The following is a 25,578-nucleotide window of genomic DNA, read 5'->3' on the forward strand; positions in this document are numbered from 1 at the left end:
GAAAATATGAGTAAACTATTTTTGACGCTTGGTGCGTTAATGCTGGTCATTGTTGCGGGCAGTTCTTTTATGCCCCAGCAACAGCCTTCCCTTAAAGCATCCATAACCCGTGGTAAGGAAGTGTATACGACCTATTGCCTGGCCTGCCACCAGGCCGATGGTACAGGGGTGCCTAACCTGAATCCCCCACTGGCCAAAACCAGCTGGGTGAATGGTGATAAGAAGCGACTGATCAATGTGCTGTTGAAAGGCTTGGATGAGGAGATCGAGATCAACGGGGAGGTTTATAGTAATCCCATGCCTTCACATGCGCACCTGAAGGACCAGGAAGTAGCCGATGTGCTCACCTATGTGCGTAACAGCTTTGGCAACAAGGCCAGTCTCATTACCCCGGCGGAAGTGGCTGCCGTTAGAAAAACGATCAAGTAAAGCATGGCAAAAAGGATATTGTTTATAGACAGGGACGGGACCCTCATCAATGAGGCACCGCCAACCTACCAGCTCGATTCATTTGATAAATTGACCTTCTTCCCGCACATGTTTGAATACATGCGCAGGATAGCTACGGAAATGGACTATGAGCTGGTCATGGTGACCAACCAGGATGGCCTGGGTACCGATAGCTTTCCCGAGCATACTTTCTGGCCGCTCCATAACCTGGTGATGAAATCGCTGGAAGGGGAGGGGATCAACTTTAGTGCCGTGCATATTGACAGGAGCTTTCCGCACGAACACCTGCCCACCCGGAAACCGGGTATCGGTATGCTGAAGGATTACCTGAACAATCCTGAATACGATATTCCCAATTCCTATGTAATTGGTGACAGGGTCACCGATGTGCAGTTGGCCCGTAATATGGGTTGCAAGGCCATCTGGTTAAACCTGGAGCCCGATCTGGGTGGTTCGGAGATCGCGAATACCGTTGATGACCTGCGCCAGTCGACCGTCGCCCTTGAAACCACTGAGTGGAGTGAGATCTACGCTTTCCTGAAACTGGGCTCTCGTTCGGTTGTGCATGAGCGCAATACCAATGAGACGAAGATCAGGGTGGAGCTGAACCTGGATGGAAGCGGGAAAGCGAAGGTCAGTACAGGCCTTGGATTCTTCGACCACATGCTGGACCAGATTGCCCGGCATGGAAAGCTTGACCTTGTTGTGGAGACCAAAGGTGACCTGCATATTGATGAACACCATACGATCGAGGATACCGGGATAGCATTAGGGGAGGCCTTTGCAAAGGCCTTGGTGGATAAGCGTGGAATGGAACGCTACGGTTTCGCCTTGCCGATGGATGAAGCAGAGGCCAAGGTGCTCATCGATTTTGGCGGCAGGCCATGGATCGTCTGGAACGCTGAATTCAAGCGGGAAAAGATCGGTGAGATGCCCACTGAAATGTTCTTCCATTTCTTCAAGTCGTTCAGCGATGCAGCCAAATGCAACCTGAATGTTGAATGCAGGGGGGATAACGAACACCACAAGATAGAAGCGATCTTCAAAGCTTTCGCCAAGGCCATTAAGATGGCGGTAAAACGCGATCCCTTCTCCAATTATTTACCCAGTACCAAGGGTACATTGTAAATAAAAAGTCCGGCAGTTTTGATGCCGGACTTTTATTATTTCTCCCTGGTCCAAACCTGTGTTTTGCCGATAAGGGAGATCCCGATGAATCCCCTTACCTCGATCTTGTTCGGGTCCTTGAGGGTTATCTTGCATTTATAGTCTTCGCCATCCTCAGGGTTATAGATACGGCCATCTTCCCAAAGGCCCGGTTTGGCAAACCTGAAGTCGCGCAGGTTAACAATGCCCAGGATGGGGCGGGTGCGCAATTTGGTATTTTCGTTCTTGCTGTCCAGTTTGGGCTTGCCTTGCTCATCATTGGGCTCTTTGAGCCAAACGATCTTGCCAAAATATTTTTCGCCTTGCTTATAGATCTGCACATGGCCCTTGCCGCTTTCCGTCTTCCAAATTCCCACAATCGCATCGGGTGAGTTATTGGTGCTTTTCAGTAAAGTGAAAGCAGAAGTGGCCACCAGGATGATCAATCCTATCAAAGAGTAATAAGGTAGTTTCCGGTACATAGTTTCTTCATTAGGTTTGAATTCCCAAGTTAATGATCCATCGCGTTTCCTGCGCTGCTGGTCCTGTTAAAATCAGAGGGCAGATATTCCTACTCGTTGTTGGGAAAATTCATGCTTTTCTACCGCCTCCAGTATGCAAAGGGCAAGGTCCCCGGAGTTGATCCGGAAATTATTGGGTTGGGGAGGTACGTTAACACTGGTAATATAATCGCCGGTTGGATCTGCATTTATGATATTGGGGGAACAGATAAAGGTCCAGTCAAGCCCCGAATCCCTGAGTGTTTCCCAGGCTTTCTGGTGCTCCTTCCCAACAGGAAGGTATTCTTCGGGGTAATTCTTTTCGTCGATCAGGAGTCCGCCATCCGGCGCATCAAGGATGCCTAGGCCGCCAAGGGCTATGATCCGCATGATGCCGGCCTTCCTCATCTGGCCAACGATGGTCTTTATGCCCAGGGACCTGGTTTTGTCCAGTCCGTCAAAACTGCCGCCCAAAACGCTCAGGACAGCATCGGCGCCTTCAATGGCTGCCAATACCTCCCCTTCGTCAAATACAGTGCCTTTGATGCGGGTTAAGTTGTCATCTTCAAAAGGGATCGTATGGACGTTCCTGCCAAAAGCCCTTACCTGGTGCCCTTTGATCAATCCCTGTTGCACCAGGTGTAAACCTACCTGCCCGGTAGCTCCAAATACTGTCAAGATCATATGATTGGGTTTATTTATAGTTCTCCGCCATTACATCATGGAAGTCGGCCCGTTTCTGGAAAACACTATAGGCAAACGGACAGAGGGGAATGATGGTCATGCCATGGACACGCGCGTATTCTACCGCTGCTTCCACAAGATGGAACCCTACATCCCTTCCCCTGAGCTCTTCAGAAACTTCGGTATGTTCAATGATCATCCTGGTATCGGAAGGTAAGGTGTAAACCATTTCAGCCAGGATGGCGCCATCCATTCCTACAAAGAACATCCCCCGGTTATCATGTTGTCGGTGTTGAACAAGCATGCTATTTTTTTTATAAGGTACTAAAAAAAGTTTTGTTGAAATGGAATTGCTGTTGCATATTTGTACAGCTATGAACAAAGAAATGATCAATAAGCATTGGTGGTGGCATACAAACTCTTACGGGGTACTGTAATGTCATAGCTATACTTATTGTATATAATATCATGAAAGCCCCGATTGCCTGATCGGGGCTTTTTCTATTTGCCAGTTGAAGAAGCACCGGGGCGACCGGGATGAAACAGAAAAGAAAATGGAGCAACAACAAAAGAAGATCAGGATCGAAACCGAGGTCAGGAAGATGCTGGCCGATGTTTATACGCCGGTAGGCATCTACCTCCGCTTGCGCGATAAGTTCAGGGATACCATCCTGCTGGAAAGTACGGATTCGCATGCTGCAGAGAATAGTTATTCCTTTATCTGCATCAACGCTATCGGGGGTATGGAGATCAGTTCCCTAACGAGCATAGAGTTCAAGTTTCCCGGCCAGCCAGCCGAAAAAGAGGCCATTGGTAATCCACAGGAAGTGCCGGCCAAACTATGGGGTTTCATGCAGCGTTTCGATGCTGTTGCCAATACTGAAAAAGCAGCTGCATTTGCCCAGGGGCTATATGGTTACACCACTTTCGATGCCGTACAGTTCTTCGACACTATCCGCTTCAAATCTTCTTCCGGGGATAACAACCCGGTGATCCCGCTGATGCGGTATCGGTTATACCAATACGTTATAGCCATCAATCATTTTAAGGATGAGCTCTACCTCTGCGAGAACAAGATCGCTGGTATCGAATCCGATATTAAGGTGGTGGAATCACTGATCCGTAGCAAGGATGTACCTGTCTATCCTTTCCAATTGAATGGTGAGGAGTCTTCCAATATGGCCGATGCCGATTATATCGACATGGTGAAGAAAGGCATTGCCAGCTGTCATAGGGGAGATGTGTTCCAGATCGTGCTGAGCCGCAGGTTCCAGCAGGGTTTCAGGGGGGATGAGTTCAATGTGTACCGTGCACTCAGGAGCATCAATCCTTCTCCTTATCTCTTCTTCTTTGATTACGGTAATTATAAACTGATGGGTTCTTCACCCGAATCGCAACTGATCATCCAGAATGGCAAGGCCGTGGTACACCCGATCGCAGGCACCTACCGCCGTACGGGTGATGATGAGCTTGACCAGCAGGAGACCCAGCGCTTACTGAAGGATGCCAAGGAGAACGCCGAGCATGTGATGTTGGTGGACCTGGCGAGGAATGACCTCAGCAGGTTATGTGAGGAAGTGCAGGTAGCCCATTACCGCCAGGTGCATTATTACTCCCATGTGATCCACCTCGTGAGTGAAGTGGTAGGCAAAGTGAAACCCGGTACCAACCCCTTCGAGTTGATGGCCAAAACCTTCCCGGCTGGTACCCTGAGTGGCGCACCCAAGATCAGGGCCATGCAACTGATCGATGAATATGAACCAACAGACCGGAGTTATTATGGCGGGGCGCTCGGTTACATGGGCTTCAATGGGAACTGTAACCATGCCATCATGATCCGCTCCTTCCTGAGCAGGAACAATACCCTTACCTACCAGGCAGGCGCGGGAGTGGTAGCCGCCAGTGATCCCAAAAGTGAACTGCAGGAAGTGAACAATAAACTGGGGGCGCTGAAGCGTGCTTTGGAATTAGCCCAGGAGATCAATTAAACCAACCCCCAAACCAGCAAGCAACATTACCATGAAGATCCTTGTTTTTGATAATTACGATTCCTTTACTTACAACCTGGTGCACCTGGTGGAAAAGATCCTGCACAACAAGGTGGATGTTTACCGCAACGACCAGATCGCACTGGAAAAGGTGAAGGATTATGATAAGATCATCCTGTCGCCGGGCCCCGGCATACCCGAAGAAGCCGGCCTCCTGTTGCCGCTGATCAAAGCCTATGCGCCCACTAAATCTATACTGGGTGTATGCCTGGGCCACCAAGCCATTGGCCAGGCTTTTGGCGGGCAGCTGACCAACCTGAAAGATGTTTACCATGGCATTGCCACACCCATTGAACTGGTAACGGAAAGGACCTATGCGGCGAATGATGTATTCAAGGGGATAGCATCGCCTGTTGAAGTGGGCAGGTACCATTCCTGGGTAGTGGATGCGAAAGGATTCCCAGGGGAACTGGAAGCGACAGCTTTTGATGCGAATGGTTATATCATGGCCCTTCGCCACAAGACCTACGATGTGCAAGGGGTACAGTTCCATCCTGAGAGTGTGTTGACCCCCCTGGGTGAGCAAATGATGCGCAACTGGCTGGGGCAATAGGAATAGACCAGCTTAGCTGGCCATAGTTGGCAGGAGAAAAAAGAAGAATGATAACATTAGAAAACGCGGCTTACGTTTTGTCATGAAAAAGATCTTACAATATTTATTCGAACATAAATCACTGACCAGGGACCAGGCAAAAGAGGCCCTGATGAGTATCGGCAAGGGCATGTACAACGAACATGAGATCACGGCCTTTATGACGGTGTACCTCATGCGCAGTGTGACCATCGAGGAATTGCAGGGTTTCCGGGATGCCTTGCTGGAGCTCTGTGTGAAAGTGGAACTGAATGATTTTCCCCTGCTGGATGTGGTGGGAACCGGTGGTGATGGAAAGAACACCTTCAATATTTCGACACTATCCTGTTTCATCGCTGCAGGGGCAGGCCAGAAAGTTGCCAAGCATGGTAACTACGGGGCTTCTACCATTAGCGGGGCTTCGAATGTGATGGAGCAGATGGGCTATAAGTTCAAGAATGATAACGACAGCCTGAAAAGGGAATTGGAGGAGGCGAACATCTGCTTCCTGCATGCCCCCATGTTCCACCCTGCCCTGAAAGTGGTTGGCCCGATCCGCAAGAACCTTGGCATCAGGACCTTCTTCAATATGCTGGGCCCCATGGTCAACCCGGCGAACCCCGCCTATCAATTGGTGGGGGTCTATAACCTGGAAATGGCTAGGATCTACAATTACTTGCTCCAGCAGGTAGGGGGTAATTTCACCATCATCCATAGCCTGGACGGGTATGATGAGATCTCCCTCACCAATGATACCAAGGTGATCAGCAATAAAGGCGAGGAACTGTTTACGCCCCAGCAACTGGGCAAGCGGATGGTCCAGCCTTCCGATATCTATGGCGGCAATACAATAGAAGAGTCCGCGAAGATTTTTTTGCGAATTTTGAAGGGGGAGGGCAGCTGGGCACAGAATGCGGTAGTGCTGGCCAATGCAGCCGTCGCATTGAATAGCACCGGAAATTATGCATCCTATGACGAAGCCTACGCTGCATCTGTTGATAGCCTGGAAAGTGGGAAGGCACTCCAGGCCTTGAACAAACTGATCGCATTGCAATAAACTGATGAAAGAGAACAGACATGACAATCCTTGATACCATCATAGCCAGCAAGAGGGAAGAAGTAGCGGAAAGGAAGGCCTGTGTCCCGGTTAGGGAACTGGAGCGTTCGGGGTCTTTTGAAAGGAATTGCCTCTCCCTTGAAGCCTCCCTCAATGATCCGGATCGTACCGGTATCATTGCTGAATTCAAGCGCCGATCACCCTCCAAAGGCTGGATCAACCAGTTCGCTGATGTGGCCAGGGTAACGGAAGCGTATAACCGATTCGGGGCATCAGGACTGTCTGTGCTTACCGATTCGGAATATTTTGGCGGATCGGCCGACGACCTCCTGGTAGCCCGTCGGCAGGAGATCCCCATACTCAGGAAAGATTTTATCATCGACCAATACCAGTTGCTGGAAGCAAAGGCCATGGGGGCCGATGTGATCCTGCTCATTGCGGCTTGCCTGACACCAACCGAAGTGAAGCAGCTGGCGAAATTTGCCAGGCAGCTGGGACTGGATGTTTTACTGGAACTGCATGCAGAAGAGGAACTGGAACATGTATGTGAATACACCAATATTGTTGGCATCAACAACCGCGACCTGAAGACCTTCAGGGTTAACATTGAAAGGAGCCTCGATATGGCCTCCCGCTTACCCCGCCACCTGCCAAAGGTTGCGGAAAGTGGCATCAACAGTGTTGATGATGTGGTAATGTTCCGTGAAAATGGGTTCAAGGGCTTCCTGATCGGGGAGAACTTCATGAAAGCTGCCGATCCGGCCCTTGCTTTTGAAGCCTTTGTCCAGGAACTGCGTACAGTAACCCGTTAATATCCATCGTTGGTCAATGCCATCATTAACACTTAAAATGAAACGAAACGATGAGAGTTAAGGTTTGCGGCATGACGCAGCTTGAACAAGTAGACCGCCTGGGCTCGCTGGGGGCTACTTTTGCAGGATTTATATTCTACCCCAAGAGCCCCAGGTACGTGTTGCGCTATATGACCACCAGCCAGTTGAGGAAAGAGAATGCTATCAATAAGGTGGGGGTTTTTGTGAATTCGGGCCAGGATGAGGTGCTGCAAATGGTGGATGAATGCAGGTTGCATATGGTGCAGCTGCATGGGGATGAAACCCCCAAGTATTGTGAACGGATCGCGGATTATGTATCGGTGGTAAAGGCTTTTCGGTTGAGCGACAATGATAGTATTGAATGGATGGTGCGCCCTTATATGGATGTGTGCGATATGTTCCTTTTCGATACCATGGGTGTTGGGTATGGGGGAACAGGAAAGAAGTTTGACTGGAACATACTCAGGGAGGTCAATGTAGGAAAGCCTTATTTCCTGAGTGGAGGTATAGAACCGGGCGATGTGCAAGCCTTGAAGGAGTTTGCGGTACAGGCGCAGGGCAAGGGATTCTTTGCCATTGATGTGAACAGTAAGTTCGAGACGAGTCCGGGTGTAAAGGACCTTGACCTTGTCGGGAATTTCATCAATGACCTGAACAAAGGTCAGTAATGAACAGGAATGGAAATCCAGTAGTACTGGGAAGCATAAAAGAAAAACGAGTATGAATATGGAAACCTATCAGCAGCCTACGAGCCAGGGATATTATGGCAGGTTTGGTGGGGCTTATATCCCGGAAATGTTGCACCGCAATGTGGAAGAACTGCAGCGCCAATACCTGGAGATCATGGGTGATCCTGTATTCCAGCAGGAATTCAGGGAATTGCTGGCTGATTATGTGGGAAGGCCAACGCCATTATTCCTGGCGGAAAGGCTGAGTGAGAAACATCGTACCAATATCTATCTCAAGCGCGAAGACCTCTGCCATACCGGTGCCCATAAGATCAATAATACGATCGGTCAGATCCTGCTGGCGCAACGATTGGGTAAACAGCGCATCATTGCAGAAACCGGTGCCGGCCAGCACGGTGTGGCTACCGCTACTGTTTGTGCGTTGAAAGGGATCGAATGCATCGTGTACATGGGGGAGAAGGATATTGAACGCCAGGCACCCAATGTTGCCCGGATGAAGATGCTTGGCGCTAAGGTAGTGCCCGCCACCAGCGGCAGCAAGACCCTGAAGGATGCGACCAATGAAGCTATCCGCGATTGGATCAATCACCCCAATGATACCCATTACATCATCGGTAGTGTGGTAGGGCCACACCCGTATCCCGATATGGTGGCAAGGTTCCAGAGTGTGATCAGTGAAGAGATCCGCAAGCAATTGCAGCAGAAGACAGGCAGGGAATTGCCAACGCATGTGATCGCCTGTGTGGGCGGAGGTTCCAATGCGGCAGGGGCCTTCTATCATTTCCTTGACGAACTGGAAGTGAAACTGGTGGCTGTTGAAGCAGCCGGCCATGGCGTGCATTCAGGTTTGAGCGCTGCCACCACCGCTTTGGGTAAGCCCGGCATCCTGCATGGCAGTAAGAGCCTGCTGATGCAGACTGCAGACGGACAGGTGGTAGAGCCCCATAGCATATCTGCCGGCCTGGATTATCCGGGTATCGGTCCCTTGCATGCCCATCTTTTTGAAAGTGGAAGGGGTACCTTCCTCAGTGCCACTGATGATGAGGCCTTGCAGTCGGCTTTTGAAGTAGCCCGCCTGGAAGGGATCATACCGGCGCTGGAAACTGCGCATGCTTTCGCGGCTTTGAACCAGCTCGAGTTTAAGCCAACCGATAATGTGGTAGTGTGCCTGAGCGGCAGGGGCGATAAGGACCTGGCTACCTATATGAAGGCAATGGATATGGCCTGAGAACAACCCGATGGAATTGCCTTGCATGCATGCAGGAATGTCTATGGGAATGCTATTGTACTTTGATAAAATGAACAATGAAACCGAATCCTGATATCAGCATCCAGCCTTTCGCAACGGCATATGCCGGGGAATTTGCCAGGTTGAATAAGGCCTGGCTGGAGAAATATTTTTTTGTAGAGCCGATCGATGAAGCCATGCTGGCAGACCCGCAATCCTTCTTCCTGGATAAGGGTGGCCATATCTTCTTCGCAGTTGAAGGGGAAAAGGTTGTAGGATGTTTTGCATTGTTGAAGTCGGGCCCTGATTTTTTTGAGCTCTCCAAGATGGCGGTGGATGAATCTGTCCAGGGTTTGGGAATTGGCCAGAAGCTCCTGGTCTTCGCTATTGAAGAAGCCAAACGCCTAGGGGCAGGCAAACTCGTGCTCTACACCCATTCCAAATTGCAGCCCGCTATCCATCTCTATCGGAAGAATGGGTTCAGGGAAGTGCCGGTTGGGGATTCGGTGTACAAGCGTAGCGATATGAAAATGGAATTGGTCTATTGATTAAAGAAGAAATGAATTGTCAATAAATGAGCAGGATTAAGCAAGTATTCGAGAAAAAACAACAGCGGGTGTTGAATGTGTATTGTACTGCGGGGTTTCCCGAATTGAACAGTACAGTGGAGGTGATGGAGTCGCTGCAGGAGAATGGCGCCGACCTTATAGAATTGGGGATGCCCTATAGCGACCCCTTGGCAGATGGCCCGGTGATCCAGGCCAGCAGTTCAGTGGCGCTCGCCAATGGTATGACCATTGCGGTGTTGTTCGAACAACTGAAGGCCATGAGGCCCCGGATCAAGGTCCCTGTGATCCTGATGGGCTATATGAACCCAGTATTGCAATATGGCTTTGAAAGGTTTTGTTCAGATGCGGCTGCTGTTGGAGTGGATGGATTGATCCTGCCTGACCTGCCGGAATATGAATTTGAAATGGAATATGGTCCAATAATCCGAAAGTACGGACTCGACTTCATTTTCCTGGTAACCCCGGAAACCTCAACTGATCGGGTAAGGAAACTGGACCAGTTGAGTGCCGGGTTCCTCTATGCTGTGTCTTCTTCTTCCACAACCGGAACGGATAAGCAGATGGAAGATGTGAGCCAATACCTCAACAGGCTTAAGGCCATGCAACTGAGTAATCCTATCCTGGTAGGCTTTGGCATCAAGGATAAGGCGAGTTTTGATGCAGCCTGCGCCCATGCAAATGGTGCCATCATCGGGTCAGCCTTTATCAAGGCGCTCGAAGGCGGAGGGGCAACCCGGGATAAAGTAAAAACATTTTTGAACCAGGTCTTATCCTGAAAACCGGAATGATGAAACTGGCGATAGTAAAATATAATGCAGGCAATATCCAGAGTGTCCTATATGCGCTGGAAAGGATTGGCGCATCGGCCATTGTTACCGATGACCAGGAGGTGCTTCGAACTTCCGATAAAGTGATCTTTCCCGGTGTAGGGGAGGCCAGTACGGCCATGCAGTACCTGAGGGAAAGGGAATTGGATAAATTGATCGTGGGCCTGAAACAGCCTGTCCTGGGCATCTGCCTGGGCATGCAACTGATGTGCCGCCATTCTGAAGAGAATGATACGGAATGCCTGGGGATATTTGATGAGGAAGTGAAAATGTTCCGCCCCAAAGATACTTCCCTGAAGGTGCCGCAGATCGGCTGGAACAATATCTATAACCTGAAGACCCCGCTGTTACAGGGGTTGCCGGAGAACTCCTATTGCTATTTCGTGCATGGTTTTTATGCTGCGCTGGGGGAACATACCATCGCGACGGCCGATTATGTGCAGCCATACAGTGCCGGGCTGCACAAGGATAATTTTTATGGATTGCAGTTCCATCCGGAGAAATCAGCCGCTGTAGGGGAAAGGATCCTGAAGAATTTTATTGAATTGGTTTGATGCTGCCTTTCTTGAATTATATAAGCAATTGCCATAATTCTATTACGATCAGCGAAGGCAAATTGACAAACTTTATCCATGGAAAATAAGTTTTACCAAGACCTGGAAGTTTTACCAGGCATATTGAAAGATACGCTGGACCTCAGCCTGGGGTACCTGAATGGTTTAGATGGCCGGAAAACTGCCGTGCATCCCACAACCATTGACTGGCCTTCCATCCCGGATGCCGGTCTGGGAGCACAACAGGCTGCCAGGGTTTTCGAGGAGAAGTTCCTGCCCTTTATCGTGGCCTCTTCCGGTCCCCGCTATTGGGGCTATGTTACAGGCGGAACAACCCCTGCCGCAATAGCAGGCGATTGGCTGGCTACAGTATTTGACCAGAATACCCAAAGCACGATCAGTAGTGCGGGTGATTGTTCAGCACTATTGGAATTGCAGACGGTTAAGTTGTTGCTGGACCTGTTCGGCTTGCCCGATGATTTCATCGGCGGCTTTGTAACAGGCGCTACCATGTCCAATTTTTCTGGTCTGGCTGTTGCGCGGCAATGGTATGGGAAGCAGTTGGGAATCGATATTGCCAGGGAAGGCCTGCGCAGGGATCTCACCATCTATGCGGCCACTCCCCATTCCAGTAGCATCAAGGCCCTGGCCATGTTGGGCATAGGCAGTAAGAATGTATTGTTGGTTCCCTGCCTGCCTGATCGGGAAGCGATGGATATGGATGCGTTGGAAGCCATGTTGCCGGAGGACGAGGACGAACCCTTCATCATCATTGCCAGTGGCGGTACCGTGAATTCTGTTGACTTCGATGATATGCAGCGCCTGAAGGCCATTCGCAGCAAAAGGAAATGCTGGTTGCATATTGATGCAGCTTTCGGTGGCTTTGCGGCCTGCTCACCAGCTTTTTCCCATTTGCTGCAAGGCTGGGAAGTGGCAGATAGCATTACCATTGATTTCCATAAATGGCTCAATGTACCCTATGATTCAGCCATCATCCTGACCCGCAAGGAGCATGCGCAATTGCAGGTGCAGACCTTCCAGAACGCCGCAGCACCTTATCTGGGCGATCCTTTGGAAAAGTTCAGTTACCTGAATTTTGGCCCGGAAAATTCGAGGCGATTCAGGGCATTACCGGCATGGTTCAGCCTGATGGCCTATGGCAAGGAGGGCTATCGCTGGCTGGTGGAAGAGGATATCCGGTTGGCCAGGTCCCTTGGGGAAAAACTGGTCAATACCGGTTATTTCAGCCTGCTGGCACCGGTCAGGTTGAATACGGTTTGTTTTACCATTGCCGATCAACACCATGATAAAGTGAAGAATGCCGACCTCCTGGCTGAATTGAATAAGGAAGGGAAGGTCTTCATGACCCCCACTGTTTATAAGGGGCATCATGGTATCAGGGCTGCCCTGGTCAATTACCGGACCAGTGATAAAGACCTGCACATAGCAGTAGAAGCTATGGTGACGGCCCTAAAAAAATTGATGCAATCCTGAGCGATGGAAAATGTCAGGATCATTGAAGTGCCGCTGGAAACCATTTGGAGGATCAGGAGGGAAGTAATGTATCCTGGTCATGAACCTGATTTCGTGAAGCTGATGGGCGATGACCAGGCATCCCATCTGGGACTGGAGGTGGATGGCAGGGTGGTTTCGGTGCTCTCCCTATTTCCCGAGGGAAAGCGGATGCAATTCAGGAAATTTGCCACCCTGGTGGATGAACAGGGAAAGGGGTTTGGCACCAGGCTCTTATCCCATGTGATGGAGTCAGCGGCCATTAATGGATATGAATTCATTTGGTGCAATGCCCGCCTGTCAGCTATATCCCTTTACAGGAGGTTAGGGATGGAACAGAAAGGTGGGATTTTTCGGAAGCATGGGATAGAATATGTTATCATGGAAAAACAATTACAATAAGACCGATGGAAATAATACCCGCAATAGACATCATAGACGGAAAATGCGTGAGGCTTACAGAAGGGGACTATTCCCAGAAGAAGATCTATAATGAGCAACCACTGGAAGTGGCCAGGATGTTTGAGGATGCCGGTTTGAAAAGGCTGCATCTCGTAGACCTGGATGGTGCAAAGGCTGGAGCAGTGAAGAACTGGAAAGTATTGGAGGCTATTGCCGGTAAGACATCGCTGGTGATCGATTTTGGTGGTGGTATCAAAACGGAGCAGGACGTTGCCATTGTTTTCAATTCCGGTGCAGCCCTTGCCACCGTGGGAAGTATTGCCGTAAAGGATGAAGCAGCACTTTTGGAATGGTTCAACAAATTTGGCGTAGGTAAGTTCCTGTTGGGGGCAGATGTGAAGAATGAAAAGATCGCTGTAGGCGGCTGGCTGGAAACAACAGATATCTGGATCTATGATTTTATCGAAAAATATTTTGGCCATGGCATCAGGCAATTGTTCTGTACTGATGTAAGCAAGGACGGCAGGCTGGAAGGTCCCTCCACGGAATTGTACCGCAATATTGTGTCCAAGTTCCCGGACCTTCACTTTATTGCCAGTGGCGGGGTAAGTTCACTTGCTGACCTGGAAGCCTTGCAGGAAGCCGGTTGCAAGGGGGCTATTGTAGGCAAGGCCATTTATGAGAACAGGATTTCCCTGGATGAGTTGAAAAAATTCACAGGGCTTTGATGAATAACGTTAACGTATAAATGAAATATTGTGCTGACCAAAAGGATAATTCCCTGCCTGGATATCAAGGATGGCCGCACCGTTAAAGGTGTGAATTTTGAGAATATCCGCGATGCCGGTGACCCGGTGGAACTGGGTGCGTTGTATGCCCGGCAGGGAGCTGATGAACTGGTATTCCTGGATATAACGGCTACCAATGAACGCAGGAAGACCCTGAGCGAACTGGTGAACAGGATCGCCCACCATATCAATATACCCTTTACAGTTGGTGGCGGCATCAGCAGCGTGGAAGATGTACAGGTGCTGCTGCAGAATGGTGCAGATAAGATATCGGTGAACACGGCTGCCTTCCGGAATCCCCAACTGGTGGCCGACCTGGCAAGGGAATTCGGCAGCCAATGTGTGGTGCTGGCCATTGATACCAGGAAGGAAGAGGATGGCGAGTGGTATGTTTACCTGAACGGGGGAAGGGTGAAGACTGATACCAAATGCTTCGACTGGGCCAAAAAGGCTGTGGACCTGGGAGCAGGCGAGATCCTCCTGACCTCCATGAACAACGATGGAACCAAGCAAGGTTTTGCATTGGATATCACCCGCGAATTGTCCGACAGGCTTTCTGTCCCTGTCATCGCTAGTGGCGGAGGGGGTACCTTGGAGCATTTCGTTGATGTATTCAATGAGGGCCATGCAGATGCCGCCCTTGCTGCCAGTATCTTCCATTTCAAGGAGATCGCCATTCCTGACCTCAAGCAATACCTGGGTTCAAAGGGTATTGTGGTGAGGCGCTAAAACGGTAACGGCTATGAAGCGCCGGCCTAATGTTGTAAATTAGCATTGAAGCAATACCATGAAAGTAGATTTTGCAAAGTTTAGCGACGGACTCGTTCCTGCCATCATCCAGGATAATATGACCAATAAGGTCCTGATGTTGGGTTTTATGAATGAGGAGGCGCTGAAGAAAACAGAAGAGACCGGTAAAGTGACCTTTTTTTCCCGTTCCAAAAACAGGCTCTGGACAAAGGGAGAGGAGAGTGGCCATTTCCTGGAGTTGAAGTCCATGGCAGTAGATTGCGATAACGATACCTTACTGATAAAGGCCCATCCCCATGGTCCTACCTGCCATACCGGGGCGGATACCTGCTGGAGCGAAAGGAACCATTCCGATGATTTCCTCTTTTACCTGGAAGACATCATTGACCTCCGCAAGCAGGCATCCCCGGATGCCTCCTATGTAGCCAAATTATTCTCACGCGGTTTGAATAAGATCGCCCAGAAAGTAGGGGAGGAAGCGGTGGAATTGGTGATAGAATCCATGGATAACAACGACTCCCTGTTCCTGAATGAGGCTGCTGACCTGCTCTTCCATTATTTGCTTTTGCTTAACGCCAAAGGATTTAGATTGCAGGATGTGCTGGAGGTATTAAAAGACAGACACTCAAAATGATCTATGAATAAATTATCCGTGCTACTGGCCCTTGTTCCTTTCTTTTCCTACGCACAGGAAAAGAATTTCCATATCAGGGGTAATGTAAAGGGCTTACAGGATAGATCAATGGTGTGTATCACCAATCCTGACAATCCCGGCGATACCCTTGCCAAGGCCTTTGCAACCGGTGAAAGCTTTGAATTAAAAGGAAGTTTTCCGGAAACAAAACTCTACAACCTTGCCTTCCAGCCTGGTGATAAGAAGGGTCTGTATTTTCTGGGAAACGGTACCATTGGCATGGTAGGCGATATCCAGCAGGTGCAGGAAATGGTGATCACCGGAGCTCCCTCCCATGATGTTTTCAACCAGTTCCGCAAGGGATTCGAACCCCTTTTCAAGCGGTATAGCCAGTTGAGTGAAACAGCGAACAGGACAGGGGTAAATGATAGCCTGATGGGATTGTACCGGCAGTTGGTGACCCAGATGACTAATACTTCTGAAAGCTTTGCGACCACCCATAAGAACAGTCCGGTCGCGCCTTTCATGTGGGTGACCACTATGCAGGTGGTGGATAATATGGACCTGGTGGAAAAGAGCTTCCTTGCGATGAGCCCCGAGGTCCAGAATAGTTTCTATGGCAGGTACCTCAATGCCCAGATAGCGGAAAGCAAGATCGGTAAGGTAGGAACCATGGCCATGGACTTTTCCCAGAATGATACAACGGGTAAACCGGTGAGCCTTTCTTCCTTCAGGGGGAAATATGTGCTGGTTGATTTTTGGGCAAGTTGGTGCGGACCTTGCCGCCAGGAGAACCCCAACGTAGTAAAAGCGTATAACCGTTTCCGCAGTAAGAACTTTACCGTGCTGGGTGTATCCCTCGACCGGGAACGCGATCGCTGGCTGAAGGCGATCAAGGACGACCGGCTGGACTGGACCCATGTAAGCGACCTCAAGTTCTGGCAGAATGCAGTAGCGGTTCAATACAAGGTTCAATCCATTCCCCAGAACCTATTGATCGACCCCAATGGGAAGATCATAGCGAAGAACCTGAGGGGGGAAGACCTTCAATCGAAACTATGCGAATTATTAGGGTGTGAATAAGCAATAAAAAAAGTCCGGCGATCAAAAGATTCCGGACTTTTTTTATGCCTATTCTGTTCGACCACTGCCAGGGTCTATATTCCTTCCAAAGAAGATGGCGTTCATCAATAGTTTGTTACCACCTAGCCAGAAGGCCCTGAAATTCGGGTTGTCGGCGATGGAGATCACCCTTCCCGAACCCACGGTATTCACGATGACCGCAGCAGAATTCTTGATGGCAGCATAATTCTCCTTGCTGATATAGCCACTTTGCAATGGTTTCTCACCATAGGCAAATGGTGTTGCATAGGGGTTCTTGCTTTTCTCCGGGAAGTTCTTTCCTGCCTTGAAAAGGTCTACATAGGGTTGGTTGTAGCCATAGGCAAGTGGATGGGTAAGGTCCATGCTTGCCCTGAATATAGCGCCATTGTTCTGTTGTGCGCCGTCCTTTTCATCCTTGCCGGCATAGGTCAGGCTGGCGGTACTATCCACCGCTGATGGCACCTTCCTGAAGCTCATACTTGAAATGCCGTTCTGGGCACACCACTGCAATGCATCCTCAAAACAGATCAGCGTTCCTCCATTTTGTACCCAGGTCTTTAATTTATCCTTGTTCAGTTCGTTGTAATTGCCGCTCACCATCAGGATGGTATTGTACTTGTTAAGTTCCACCCTGTTAAAGGTCCCGATCTCCAGGTGGGTCAGGGGAATGTTGAATCGCTGGTCCAGCATATGCCAGATCTCACCTGCATCCAGTGGGGAAACACCTGTGCCGACCAACATGGCGATAGTTGGCTTGCCAACACCGGTGAATTTGGAACTGCCCAGGTCAACACCGGAAGCAGACATTCCTGAACTGAGCGAATACACCCTGACGCCATTCTTTTCAGCGGCTGCTTTGATGGTATTGAAAAGCTTTTCCCCTTCGGTTTTTTGCAGGGGAACCTGTACCACGATGCTACCGTAATCAAATGTTTTATTGCCATTTGCAGTAACTGCCTCAAATGGCCTTGTGGCCACCTTGGCACTGATACCGTTCTCCATCAGTTCATACAACATCTTTGGTGCATACATCTCATCCCATTCGAAAATATAGGCTAGGTTAGTGGCAGCGCCAACCATTTCACCCCTGAGTGCTTTTGCCTGTTCTACCTTCGCACCTTTGATGGCTGGGGTGAATTTTGCCGCATTCAATTCCGCATAAGGCAGACCGTAAGCCAATGGCATGGTCCAGGCAGTGATATCGTAGAACAGGCTGTCCTTATACGTTAGTGTCTTGTCAAATATCCCCCTCAGCAACCGGTATTGTGGTTGAGCAGAAGGGATCACATAGGCTTTCCCTTTTTCAAATTGCTGGCCATCTGCAGCCAGGTTGCTACCCAGCTCATACACTTCGATCTTGTGCCTGAGCAGCATTTCAATGAAGATATTCGTCCTGGCCTGGTCATTGTTGTCGCCAATTACCCAGGCTTTGCTGATGGCATTGCTGCCTTCCTGTGCTGTCATCTTGAAATAGTCACGCTGGTAGCTGAGCAGTTCCTTACGCAAGGCTACAGCCGCTTCCAGGGTGGAAAGGGCGGTAGTGAACTGGTTACGGATGGTGAAGGGGAATTTCAAGACCCCGTTGGCTGTTTGTTGGGCATGTCCCCTGGAAGATGCTTGTTCAAACAGGATGCCTATGCAACCCTGCACATCCGGGTAAGTAGAACCTTTCCCATAATAGAAGTCGTCATAGTTTTCCTTCGTAAAATAGAGGGATCCGATCTTATCCAAAGCCTTTGCATGGTAGCTGGCGATCTTGCCGGTGAGCTCCTGGTTCTTTTCCGGTGTCAATGGGTTTACCCTTGACGGTACTCCAGGCTGGAAGAAGAAAGTGGCATTGCTTCCCTGCTCATGATGGTCGGTCAGAATATTGGGCTTCCAGTCCTGGAAGTATTGCAAACGGTTCTGGCTTTCCACATGAACAGCCGGCAGCCAGTCGCGGTTAAGGTCGAACCAGTAATGGTTGAACCTGCCACCGGGCCACACTTCACTGAATTCCCTCGAATTGGGGTCGGTCACCAGGTTCTTGCTCTTATGCTGGTTCACCCAGGTGGAGAACCTTTGCAATCCATCTGGATTGAAAGAAGGGTCAAACAGGATCACCACATTATCCAGTATCTCCTCGATCTGCTTTCCTTGTGCAGCAGCAAGGTGATAGGCTGTCAGCAATGCAGCATTGGCACCACTGGGCTCATTCCCATGGATGGAATGACCGATCCATACCACTGCAGGCATGTTGTCGATATTGAGCGATCCCGATTTGGAGGGGTCGGTCAATTGGACATGTTGCTGCCTGATCTGTTCCAGGTTCTCATGGTTCTTTTTGGAAGTGATGATCAGCAATACCTGTGGCCTTGCTTCATAAGAGAGTCCCATGGTCACAAGCTTCACCCTGTCTGGGGCTGCAGCTGCAATAGCCTTCATGTAATTGACCAACCGGTCATGGGTGATATGCCATTCCCCGACTTCATGGTAAATGATGTCCCTGGGTTTGGGAATGGAAGCGGAATAACTGATGTCTTTGGGCAGGTAATAGTTGAGTTCCTGCGCGCCCGCCGTAAGGCTGGTAAATAGAAGGGCCGTTAACCATAACTGTTTCATTCAGTCAATTTTGGAGGGAGGAAAATACAAAATATGTGGTCATGAAATTATCATGTACATGACCTGCGGCAATTTGCCCTAATGATCGGTTAGCGAAAACTGTTAGGGTTCCTTTTCAGGTAAGTACTTGCTTTAGGGAAGGATTGATGGAATCATGTAGAAGGCATTATTCCCCATTTTTATGAATGGTATTGACGCGTTGCAGCAAAAAGGTAATTTTTGGTTCCTTAAAACACCATCATGACTCCCAAAGATTTTTTCCTCCTATTGGTTCGGCTTTTCCTTGGGTATATTTTCCTGTCATCGGGTATGTGCAAGCTCACGGATGGACAGTTTGGCCAGTTGATCGGCCCGCCGCAACTGATCAAACTATTGGCGAAATACAACCTGGAGCTCTTTGGGTATTATGTGGCAACCTCGCAGGTCATCATTGGCGCATTGGCGATGTCCCAAAGGTTTTCCCTGCTGGGCCTCGTTGCCATGGTGCCCATGAATGCCAGTATCCTGATGGTTACTTATTCCCAGCAATGGACGGGTACGCCATTTGTCAATGGATTCCTCCTGCTGCTTAACCTGCTTTGCCTGCTGCAGGATTGGAAGGTACTTCGCCTTTTCTTCGCTGCCAGGCGACCATCCGAGGTGGTCATTCCCCATGCAGTTCGCGCTTTCCCTGCCACCCTTATCCCGCTGGTGATGTTGGGGTTGATGGTCGTGGGTATAGCCTTCGCCCCCTATTCTTACCAAACGGCAAGGGCCTTTGCCGCGCTTGCCCTAATACTTGTCTTTGTCAATCTTTTCCAATACCCTGCCTTCCTGCTCCCGGAAAAGGCCATATTGGTATTGTTTGGTTCAGCTGTGATGATTATGACCTTTGCAGACCTCATGCCCAAAGCCTGGGGCAGCCCGCTTTGGGTGGTAGTTGCTTTTTTCCTGGTTGGACTGCTGCTTTTGGCAGTCGCCTTTTTCCAGCGCTCCAGGTTGCGTACCACAAGGTTTTGAAGGGTTTAATAGTCTTTGCGAATAGCCGTAATGGAGTTGCACAGTTTTGTTTGCCTAATTTTGGCCGGTTGCGGGCAATGAAGCATCGCGGCCGTTAAAAGGAATCTGCATAAGGGGCAATCAAATGGAATGGCTAACAGTTAAAGGGATAAGCAGGAAGGAGAACGGAAAGTTCGTGCTGGAAGAAACAAGTTTCGACCTGGTGGAAGGGGAAAAGCTTGCCATTGCAGGCGAAACTGGTTCGGGAAAGAGTACCCTGTTGAAGATCATAGGCGGACTGGTGCAAACTGAATCGGGTGAAGTGCGCTTCCGTAATAAAAAGGTGGAAGGGCCGCTGGAACGATTGATACCAGGGTATCCGGGCATTGCCTACCTTTCCCAGCATTTTGAATTGAGGAATAATTATTGGGTTGAAGAGATCCTTTCTTATGCCAACCAACTGGAAGAAGGAATGGCCCAGAATATCTTTGCCATTTGCCGTATCGATCACTTGTTGCGCAGGCGGACCGACCAGTTATCGGGCGGGGAGAAACAGCGGATCGCCCTGGCCAGGCTATTGGTGAATTCCCCTAAACTACTATTGCTGGACGAGCCTTTTTCCAACCTGGATATTGGTCACCGCCAGGTGGTCAGGGATGTGCTAAGGGATATCAGTGACGAACTGGGAATAACCAGTATCCTGGTGTCACATGATCCCGTGGACCTGCTTTCCTGGGCCAGCAGGATAATGGTCATGAAGGCGGGAAGGATTCTCCAGGAAGCTGATCCGGTAAGTATTTACCGGACCCCCATCAATGAATATGTCGCTACCTTGTTTGGTGCCTGCAATATTTTCACGCCGCAACAATCAGCTCAACTAAAAGATATCCCGGGTTGGGTACACCAGGACCTGACCGTTATGCTCCGGCATGAATCGATCCTCCTGCAAAAGCAGGGAGGAGAAGGCAAAGAGGCCCTTGTTACCAATACTGACTTTTTCGGCGCTTATGATGAATTGGAGCTGCAGGTGAACGGATCGACTTTAAGGGCCAGGTGCAGGCAGGGTCAGTTCCATACTGGAGAGATCCTCCGGCTTAACATAGCACCGGGAGCCTGCTGGCATTTTCCTGCAGTTTAACAACAAATATTGCAGTTCATCCTAATTCCGGCCAAAGCTTGCGTGTGCTTTATTAGCTTTAACTAAAGGTTGGCCATGAGATTATCCTTATACTTCCTAGGTATTGTTTTCGCTTCTATGTTACAAGCCCAAAGCCTTCGCGCCCAGGATGCCAGTCAGCAGGAGCCATTGACCGCAATGATGCGAAGTTTTGTGGAAGCCTACAATACCGGCGACTCTGCAAGCATCCGGTCAATGCTGCAGAATGCCCATGCGGAACCTTCAATAATTGATAAAGCCATAATGGGAAACCTGGAAGCCTATGGTTTCATAGGAAAGGTCCGGCTGAGGAGTATCAACCCGGTTGAAGTGAATAAAGTGGAGGCTTGGGTACAGGAATTGCGATATGATGCCTGGTGGAAGTTCCTGATCATCACGGATTCTTTGCAACATTATCAATACAGGGTTATTCAACCGGCTCAGTTTACTACGCCCTTTATTCAAAAAGGACAACTGGGAATGGATGAGGTGGGGACTGAGGTGAGAAAATATCTGGGCAGACTGGTTGCTGACAGTGTATTCAAAGGGGAGGTTTTGATCGCGAAGAAAGGGCAGGTCCTGTTCCGTGATGCATTTGGATACGCAACTGACGGCAAAGCACCTGGAACAGGGAGGCGATTTGGGATGGCATCGCTTGGGAAAATGTTTACCGGTGTGGCTGTGCTGCAATTGATGGAAAAAGGAAGGCTTAACCTTGACGATACGATCGGCAAGTTCTTACCGCAGTTGAATAATCCTGCCATCAGGGCCAGGGTAACGATCAGGCAACTGCTGACCCATACTTCGGGTATGGGTGATTTCTTTGAGGATTCCCTCTACAACCAGATCAAGGAAAGGCTTAAGACTTCCTTGGACTATTTCCCCATTTTAGAGCGCGACCAGTTGCAATTTGAACCGGGGAAGGGTTGGGCTTACAGCAATTCTGGCTTTGTACTCCTTGGGGCGATTATTGAATCCTTAACGGGCAGAACCTACCAGCAATATATAACCGAGAATATCTGCAGGCCGTCCGGGATGGCCAATACGGAGGTAGGATCTGGTGCAGGTGGCGGCCAGTCAACGATCAATGACCTTTACGCGTTTGCACAGGCATTGCAATCCAACAAGTTGCTGGCAAAGGCATCCACCAATCTCATGATGAGTTATACAACAGATGGGACCTGGGGTTTGGCAAGCATTCACCATCCAATCGGGAAGGAAAAAATCGTGGGCCATGGTGGTGACTATGAAAAGGTTTGTTCCGACCTTGGTATCTATACCCAATCGGGCTTTGTTGTAATTATTCTTTCTGAGACCGATCCCCCATTTGCCCATTTTGTTGCGGATAAGGTAAAGGAACTACTGATCAGGGAATAGTTTTTCATAATTACATAGCTGATTCTTTTATAAATTTAGTGAAGGCTGTTGGGCATACCAGCCTTCTTATTATGCAGGAAACCGGAGCCATTAAGGGATTGAGTTCAGCTGAAGTGATCGCCAGCAGGAAGTTGCATGGTCGCAATTTTGCCAATGGGCAGGATCATAGCCGGTTTTGGGAAGCGGTAAAGGATGTGGTGACCGAGCCCATCTTCATTTTGCTGGTGGTGGCCGCATTGGTTTATTTGGGCCTGGGTGAGTACAGGGAAAGCTTTATCATGCTGGGTTCACTTGCTTTTGTTGCCGGAATTTCCCTTTACCAGGAAAACAGGAGCAGGAATGCGGTGGATGCGTTGAATAAGTTAACAGCCCCAAAGGCGAAGGTGCTCCGTGATGGTTTAGTCATGGAAATAGATGCCGCCGACCTGGTGATTGGTGATTGCATGATGCTGGAAGATGGTAACCTGGTGCCGGCCGATGGCGAATTGTTGAAATGGAATGACCTCTCTGTCAATGAAAGCATATTGACCGGTGAGTCGCTTCCTGTTGTGAAGGGCTTAACGGGTGATAATAAGGTATTCCAGGGAACCATGTTGTTATCGGGCTCCTGCATTGCCAGGGTGAACGCTATCGGCAAGTCCACCATGCTGGGTAAGATCGGGCAATCCATGGGTGCCATTGCGGTTCCGCAAACGCCCCTCCAACTCCAGATCAGGAGTTTTATCCGTTCCATGGTAGCCGCAGGTGCCATTGCCTTCGTCATTGTATGGGCGGTCAACTATTATCTTTCCGGCAGTATCCTGCACGGGTTATTGCATGGCCTCACATTGGCCATGTCAGTGTTGCCTGAAGAGATCCCGGTAGCCTTCAGCACTTTCATGGCATTAGGCGCCTATCATCTTTACAAGAAGAATGTCATTGCTAAAAGTCCCTATACGGTTGAAACCCTGGGCGCCGCTACGGTCATTTGTGTGGATAAGACTGGTACGATCACGCAGAATGCTATGGAATTGGCAGCTATCTATGTATACAAAGATGACAGGGTGATCGATTATACAATACTGCCTTTTGATTATTCCGAAGTCCTTGAGTTTGCCATGTGGGCCTCTGAGACCGATCCCTTCGACCGCATGGAAAAGGTCATCCATGAAGTGTATGAGCGGGTTTCTCCAACGGACAGGCGTAAGCGCTTTTCCATGTTCCATGAATACCCGCTGGAGGGTAATTATCCCATCATGACCCATGCTTTCCGTGATGGGGATGGGGAAACCATTATTGCCAGTAAGGGAAGTGTGGAGGGTATCCTGGCACAATGCATCCTGGATGAGGCGGGTAAGGAAAGGGTACTGGCAAGGACAAGGGAACTGGCCTCCAGGGGTTATCGGGTGTTGGCGGTGGCCAGGTATGATGGTGTAATGGAGAAGATGCCTGAATCCCAGCGCGAGTTCCGTTTTGACCTCATAGGGCTCATTTGTTTTTATGATCCTCCCAAGTCAAATATCCGGGAGACCATTAGCCAGTTCTACAATGCAGGTATTGAAGTTAAAATGATCACGGGTGACCATGCTGAAACGGCGGCAGCGATCGCCGCCCAGGTAGGCTTTAAGGCCAGCCCTGAGGTCCTGACGGGATCGATGGTGATGGGTATGGATTTGCCGGAACTGCAGCAAAGACTGAAGCCGGTGAACATTTTGGCCCGCATGTTCCCTGATGCCAAACTAAAGGTGATCGAAGCATTGAAAAGGAATGGGGAAGTGGTGGCCATGACGGGTGATGGTGTGAACGATGGACCTGCCCTGAAAGCTTCCCATATCGGGATCTCTATGGGCAAGGGCGGGAGTGAAGTGGCCAAGGCAGCTGCCTCGCTGGTATTGGTGGACGATGATATTGGCCATATGCCTACGGCTGTGGCACTTGGAAGGAAGATCTACGAAAATCTCAAGAAAGCGATCCGCTATATCATATCGATCCATATTCCCATTATCCTGATCGTTACCCTCCCATTGGTCTTGCAGTGGCAATTCATTGATATTTTTTCCCCTGTGCATGTGATATTCCTGGAATTGATCATGGGTCCAACCTGTTCCATCGTATTCGAGAATGAACCCATTGAGGCCAATTCCATGAACATGCCACCAAGGAAATTGACCACCAGCTTTTTCTCCATCCGTGAGTTATCGCTGAGTATAGTGCAGGGATTGATGATCACCCTATCCAGTCTGCTCATTGGCCAGTATGCCTTGCGTAATGGCGCTTCACCTGAACTTGCCCGCACCATGATCTATGCGACACTGGTACTGGCCAATATTTTCCTTACCCTGGTCAACCGTTCTTTTTACCACTCCTTCATCACCACACTTCGTTACAAGAACCGTTTGATTCCCCTGGTGATCCTTGTTTCTTTATTCATCCTCCTGGTCTGCATCTATTTTGGGCCCGCCCAGCAGGTGTTCAAATTCACTTCCCTGTCCATTGGTGAATTCGGGAAATGCTTGTTGGCTGCGGTACTAGGTGTGTTCTGGATAGAAGTCATTAAGTTTTGGATAAGAAGGAAGGGATAGGAATGAGGGTAATATTCTTCAATTAATTATGTCCATTACTTTTTGTGCCGCTGTTGCGTGTTATCACCAACAGATCTTTGACGAAATCCGTTATCAGCTTTAATTCCTTAACCTCAGCGGGGTCTCCCGAAGGGGGCTACCTTATACCCACATCTTCACCTCAGCAGGGTCTCCCGGAGGGGACCCTGATGTACAAAGGGCGAAATGATTTATGCATCCAGCAGCTAATCTCATCATCCAACTACCCGTTGGTCATAAGACACATCGGGGGCGACAGGGTTGTTAAATCTTTTCACCACATAGTGGTACTCTTCAAGGCCCCCCGATGAATATCTATCCTACTATTCATCAGGGTCCCCTCCGGGAGACCCTGCTGGGGTTGGAAATAGGTTTCGTTGTTATTACCCATTAACTTCAGCGGGTCTCCCGAAGGGGACCCCGATGTACAAATGGCGAAATGATTTATGCATCCAGCAGCTAATCTTATCATCCGACTACCCGTTGGTCATAAGGCACAACGGGCGCGACTATACATTTTCTTGCCCCAGCGAAGGATCCC

General features: G+C 49.5%; 25 protein-coding genes. 21 read left to right on the forward strand and 4 right to left on the reverse strand.

Annotated elements, in window-relative coordinates:
• Positions 1-6: 6 nt before the first annotated feature.
• Positions 7-429, forward strand: coding sequence for a c-type cytochrome (locus KJS94_RS03270; protein WP_214449107.1), 423 nt, complete (start codon positions 7-9; stop codon positions 427-429).
• A gap of 3 nt (positions 430-432) precedes the next feature.
• Positions 433-1,578 (forward strand): bifunctional histidinol-phosphatase/imidazoleglycerol-phosphate dehydratase HisB, encoded by a 1,146-nt coding sequence (hisB, locus tag KJS94_RS03275; RefSeq protein WP_214449106.1) that lies wholly within the window; start codon positions 433-435, stop codon positions 1,576-1,578.
• A gap of 35 nt (positions 1,579-1,613) precedes the next feature.
• On the opposite strand, the gene KJS94_RS03280 is transcribed toward hisB, so the two are convergent.
• The 3 genes from KJS94_RS03280 to KJS94_RS03290 form a co-directional block, all read right to left on the reverse strand.
• A complete protein-coding gene (locus KJS94_RS03280; protein ID WP_214449105.1) occupies positions 1,614-2,078 on the reverse strand; it encodes a DUF2147 domain-containing protein in 465 nt (154 codons plus the stop codon).
• Positions 2,079-2,150: 72 nt separating this feature from the next.
• A complete protein-coding gene (locus KJS94_RS03285; RefSeq protein WP_214449104.1) occupies positions 2,151-2,780 on the reverse strand; it encodes an NAD(P)-dependent oxidoreductase in 630 nt (209 codons plus the stop codon).
• A 10-nt stretch (positions 2,781-2,790) separates the two neighbouring features.
• Positions 2,791-3,084 (reverse strand): GNAT family N-acetyltransferase, encoded by a 294-nt coding sequence (locus tag KJS94_RS03290; RefSeq protein WP_214449103.1) that lies wholly within the window; start codon positions 3,082-3,084, stop codon positions 2,791-2,793.
• Positions 3,085-3,334: 250 nt separating this feature from the next.
• Here KJS94_RS03290 and KJS94_RS03295 point away from each other — a divergent pair, with 250 nt between their 5' ends.
• The 15 genes from KJS94_RS03295 to KJS94_RS03365 all read left to right on the forward strand — a co-directional run bounded on the left by KJS94_RS03295 (position 3,335) and on the right by KJS94_RS03365 (position 16,325).
• Positions 3,335-4,768 (forward strand): anthranilate synthase component I family protein, encoded by a 1,434-nt coding sequence (locus KJS94_RS03295; RefSeq protein WP_214449102.1) that lies wholly within the window; start codon positions 3,335-3,337, stop codon positions 4,766-4,768.
• A 31-nt stretch (positions 4,769-4,799) separates the two neighbouring features.
• The gene (locus tag KJS94_RS03300) at positions 4,800-5,381 is read left to right on the forward strand and encodes an anthranilate synthase component II (protein ID WP_214449101.1); all 582 of its coding nucleotides are present in this window, start codon (positions 4,800-4,802) and stop codon (positions 5,379-5,381) included.
• Between the two features lie 82 nt (positions 5,382-5,463).
• The gene (trpD, locus tag KJS94_RS03305) at positions 5,464-6,456 is read left to right on the forward strand and encodes an anthranilate phosphoribosyltransferase (RefSeq protein WP_214449100.1); all 993 of its coding nucleotides are present in this window, start codon (positions 5,464-5,466) and stop codon (positions 6,454-6,456) included.
• A 20-nt stretch (positions 6,457-6,476) separates the two neighbouring features.
• Positions 6,477-7,268 carry an indole-3-glycerol phosphate synthase TrpC gene (gene trpC, locus KJS94_RS03310; protein WP_214449099.1) on the forward strand — a complete coding sequence of 264 codons (792 nt, stop codon included), beginning with the start codon at positions 6,477-6,479 and terminating at the stop codon, positions 7,266-7,268.
• Positions 7,269-7,318: 50 nt separating this feature from the next.
• The gene (locus tag KJS94_RS03315; protein WP_214449098.1) at positions 7,319-7,957 is read left to right on the forward strand and encodes a phosphoribosylanthranilate isomerase; all 639 of its coding nucleotides are present in this window, start codon (positions 7,319-7,321) and stop codon (positions 7,955-7,957) included.
• 58 nt (positions 7,958-8,015) lie between these two features.
• The gene (trpB, locus tag KJS94_RS03320; protein ID WP_440136703.1) at positions 8,016-9,206 is read left to right on the forward strand and encodes a tryptophan synthase subunit beta; all 1,191 of its coding nucleotides are present in this window, start codon (positions 8,016-8,018) and stop codon (positions 9,204-9,206) included.
• A gap of 77 nt (positions 9,207-9,283) precedes the next feature.
• Positions 9,284-9,754, forward strand: coding sequence for a GNAT family N-acetyltransferase (locus KJS94_RS03325; protein ID WP_214449096.1), 471 nt, complete (start codon positions 9,284-9,286; stop codon positions 9,752-9,754).
• Between the two features lie 26 nt (positions 9,755-9,780).
• Positions 9,781-10,551: a tryptophan synthase subunit alpha gene (gene trpA / locus KJS94_RS03330; RefSeq protein WP_214449095.1), complete on the forward strand. Its 771-nt coding sequence runs from the start codon at positions 9,781-9,783 to the stop codon at positions 10,549-10,551.
• 11 nt (positions 10,552-10,562) lie between these two features.
• Positions 10,563-11,156, forward strand: coding sequence for an imidazole glycerol phosphate synthase subunit HisH (hisH, locus tag KJS94_RS03335; protein WP_214449094.1), 594 nt, complete (start codon positions 10,563-10,565; stop codon positions 11,154-11,156).
• Positions 11,157-11,234: 78 nt separating this feature from the next.
• Positions 11,235-12,650, forward strand: a complete 1,416-nt coding sequence (locus KJS94_RS03340) for a pyridoxal phosphate-dependent decarboxylase family protein (RefSeq protein WP_214449093.1) — start codon at positions 11,235-11,237, stop codon at positions 12,648-12,650.
• Between the two features lie 3 nt (positions 12,651-12,653).
• A complete protein-coding gene (locus tag KJS94_RS03345) occupies positions 12,654-13,070 on the forward strand; it encodes a GNAT family N-acetyltransferase (RefSeq protein WP_214449092.1) in 417 nt (138 codons plus the stop codon).
• A 5-nt stretch (positions 13,071-13,075) separates the two neighbouring features.
• Positions 13,076-13,798, forward strand: coding sequence for a 1-(5-phosphoribosyl)-5-[(5-phosphoribosylamino)methylideneamino]imidazole-4-carboxamide isomerase (gene hisA, locus KJS94_RS03350; protein WP_214449091.1), 723 nt, complete (start codon positions 13,076-13,078; stop codon positions 13,796-13,798).
• Positions 13,799-13,828: 30 nt separating this feature from the next.
• Complete coding sequence (gene hisF, locus KJS94_RS03355) at positions 13,829-14,587, forward strand: imidazole glycerol phosphate synthase subunit HisF (RefSeq protein WP_214449090.1); 759 nt, start codon at positions 13,829-13,831, stop codon at positions 14,585-14,587.
• 58 nt (positions 14,588-14,645) lie between these two features.
• Positions 14,646-15,242, forward strand: coding sequence for a bifunctional phosphoribosyl-AMP cyclohydrolase/phosphoribosyl-ATP diphosphatase HisIE (gene hisIE / locus KJS94_RS03360; protein WP_214449089.1), 597 nt, complete (start codon positions 14,646-14,648; stop codon positions 15,240-15,242).
• A gap of 3 nt (positions 15,243-15,245) precedes the next feature.
• On the forward strand, positions 15,246-16,325 hold the full coding sequence (locus KJS94_RS03365) for a TlpA disulfide reductase family protein (protein WP_239804275.1): 1,080 nt from the start codon (positions 15,246-15,248) through the stop codon (positions 16,323-16,325).
• Between the two features lie 48 nt (positions 16,326-16,373).
• Here the strand turns inward: KJS94_RS03365 and KJS94_RS03370 are convergent, their stop codons facing one another.
• A complete protein-coding gene (locus KJS94_RS03370) occupies positions 16,374-18,947 on the reverse strand; it encodes a M14 metallopeptidase family protein (protein ID WP_214449088.1) in 2,574 nt (857 codons plus the stop codon).
• Positions 18,948-19,187: 240 nt separating this feature from the next.
• Between KJS94_RS03370 and KJS94_RS03375 the strand changes: the two genes are divergently transcribed.
• From KJS94_RS03375 to KJS94_RS03390, 4 genes are all read left to right on the forward strand, one after another.
• Positions 19,188-19,946, forward strand: coding sequence for a hypothetical protein (locus tag KJS94_RS03375; RefSeq protein WP_214449087.1), 759 nt, complete (start codon positions 19,188-19,190; stop codon positions 19,944-19,946).
• A 124-nt stretch (positions 19,947-20,070) separates the two neighbouring features.
• Positions 20,071-21,063, forward strand: coding sequence for an ABC transporter ATP-binding protein (locus tag KJS94_RS03380; protein ID WP_214449086.1), 993 nt, complete (start codon positions 20,071-20,073; stop codon positions 21,061-21,063).
• A gap of 75 nt (positions 21,064-21,138) precedes the next feature.
• Positions 21,139-22,458, forward strand: a complete 1,320-nt coding sequence (locus KJS94_RS03385) for a serine hydrolase domain-containing protein (protein ID WP_214449085.1) — start codon at positions 21,139-21,141, stop codon at positions 22,456-22,458.
• Positions 22,459-22,529: 71 nt separating this feature from the next.
• Positions 22,530-25,019, forward strand: a complete 2,490-nt coding sequence (locus tag KJS94_RS03390) for a cation-translocating P-type ATPase (RefSeq protein WP_214449084.1) — start codon at positions 22,530-22,532, stop codon at positions 25,017-25,019.
• Positions 25,020-25,578: the final 559 nt, after the last annotated feature.

The organism is Flavihumibacter rivuli (genome assembly GCF_018595685.2).
Lineage (GTDB): Bacteria > Bacteroidota > Bacteroidia > Chitinophagales > Chitinophagaceae > Flavihumibacter > Flavihumibacter rivuli.

Excerpts from the sequence above, each read along its gene's own strand:
- KJS94_RS03270 (WP_214449107.1), top strand. The coding sequence starts at position 7 with ATGAGTAAACTATTTTTGACGCTTGGTGCGTTAATGCTGGTCATTGTT.
- hisB (WP_214449106.1), top strand. The coding sequence starts at position 433 with ATGGCAAAAAGGATATTGTTTATAGACAGGGACGGGACCCTCATCAAT.
- KJS94_RS03280 (WP_214449105.1), bottom strand. The coding sequence starts at position 2,078 with ATGTACCGGAAACTACCTTATTACTCTTTGATAGGATTGATCATCCTG.
- KJS94_RS03285 (WP_214449104.1), bottom strand. The coding sequence starts at position 2,780 with ATGATCTTGACAGTATTTGGAGCTACCGGGCAGGTAGGTTTACACCTG.
- KJS94_RS03290 (WP_214449103.1), bottom strand. The coding sequence starts at position 3,084 with ATGCTTGTTCAACACCGACAACATGATAACCGGGGGATGTTCTTTGTA.
- KJS94_RS03295 (WP_214449102.1), top strand. The coding sequence starts at position 3,335 with ATGGAGCAACAACAAAAGAAGATCAGGATCGAAACCGAGGTCAGGAAG.
- KJS94_RS03300 (WP_214449101.1), top strand. The coding sequence starts at position 4,800 with ATGAAGATCCTTGTTTTTGATAATTACGATTCCTTTACTTACAACCTG.
- trpD (WP_214449100.1), top strand. The coding sequence starts at position 5,464 with ATGAAAAAGATCTTACAATATTTATTCGAACATAAATCACTGACCAGG.
- trpC (WP_214449099.1), top strand. The coding sequence starts at position 6,477 with ATGACAATCCTTGATACCATCATAGCCAGCAAGAGGGAAGAAGTAGCG.
- KJS94_RS03315 (WP_214449098.1), top strand. The coding sequence starts at position 7,319 with ATGAGAGTTAAGGTTTGCGGCATGACGCAGCTTGAACAAGTAGACCGC.
- trpB (WP_440136703.1), top strand. The coding sequence starts at position 8,016 with ATGGAAACCTATCAGCAGCCTACGAGCCAGGGATATTATGGCAGGTTT.
- KJS94_RS03325 (WP_214449096.1), top strand. The coding sequence starts at position 9,284 with ATGAAACCGAATCCTGATATCAGCATCCAGCCTTTCGCAACGGCATAT.
- trpA (WP_214449095.1), top strand. The coding sequence starts at position 9,781 with ATGAGCAGGATTAAGCAAGTATTCGAGAAAAAACAACAGCGGGTGTTG.
- hisH (WP_214449094.1), top strand. The coding sequence starts at position 10,563 with ATGAAACTGGCGATAGTAAAATATAATGCAGGCAATATCCAGAGTGTC.
- KJS94_RS03340 (WP_214449093.1), top strand. The coding sequence starts at position 11,235 with ATGGAAAATAAGTTTTACCAAGACCTGGAAGTTTTACCAGGCATATTG.
- KJS94_RS03345 (WP_214449092.1), top strand. The coding sequence starts at position 12,654 with ATGGAAAATGTCAGGATCATTGAAGTGCCGCTGGAAACCATTTGGAGG.
- hisA (WP_214449091.1), top strand. The coding sequence starts at position 13,076 with ATGGAAATAATACCCGCAATAGACATCATAGACGGAAAATGCGTGAGG.
- hisIE (WP_214449089.1), top strand. The coding sequence starts at position 14,646 with ATGAAAGTAGATTTTGCAAAGTTTAGCGACGGACTCGTTCCTGCCATC.
- KJS94_RS03365 (WP_239804275.1), top strand. The coding sequence starts at position 15,246 with ATGAATAAATTATCCGTGCTACTGGCCCTTGTTCCTTTCTTTTCCTAC.
- KJS94_RS03370 (WP_214449088.1), bottom strand. The coding sequence starts at position 18,947 with ATGAAACAGTTATGGTTAACGGCCCTTCTATTTACCAGCCTTACGGCG.
- KJS94_RS03375 (WP_214449087.1), top strand. The coding sequence starts at position 19,188 with ATGACTCCCAAAGATTTTTTCCTCCTATTGGTTCGGCTTTTCCTTGGG.
- KJS94_RS03380 (WP_214449086.1), top strand. The coding sequence starts at position 20,071 with ATGGAATGGCTAACAGTTAAAGGGATAAGCAGGAAGGAGAACGGAAAG.
- KJS94_RS03385 (WP_214449085.1), top strand. The coding sequence starts at position 21,139 with ATGAGATTATCCTTATACTTCCTAGGTATTGTTTTCGCTTCTATGTTA.
- KJS94_RS03390 (WP_214449084.1), top strand. The coding sequence starts at position 22,530 with ATGCAGGAAACCGGAGCCATTAAGGGATTGAGTTCAGCTGAAGTGATC.